We start from the raw sequence: 259 nt of genomic DNA on the forward strand, positions 1-259 counted from the left end.
CTGGATCATGCTGCTCGGTATCGGCGGCGCCGGCGGCTTGCTCAGCGCCTATTACGTTTTTCCGCACGTCGCCGGCCGAATAGACAAGTTCATGACCGGCGAGGGTGATACGTTCCAGATCGATACCGCGCGCGAGGCGATCATCCGCGGCAGCTGGTTCGGCCAGGGACCGGGCGAAGGCATCGTCAAGCGCATCATCCCGGACGCGCATACCGACTTCATCTTCTCGGTCGCGGCGGAGGAGTTCGGCATCGTCTTC

At 63.3% G+C, this 259-nt stretch carries 1 protein-coding gene; it reads left to right on the forward strand.

The genetic code is table 11. From position 1 onward, the window contains the following. Nucleotides 1-259 (forward strand): FtsW/RodA/SpoVE family cell cycle protein (locus EOD29_RS32890; protein ID WP_164764001.1); only part of this gene is annotated, 259 nt, incomplete at both ends.

Origin of the sequence: Mesorhizobium sp. M1A.T.Ca.IN.004.03.1.1 (genome assembly GCF_003997555.1) — a bacterium.
Classification (GTDB): Bacteria; Pseudomonadota; Alphaproteobacteria; order Rhizobiales; family Rhizobiaceae; genus Mesorhizobium.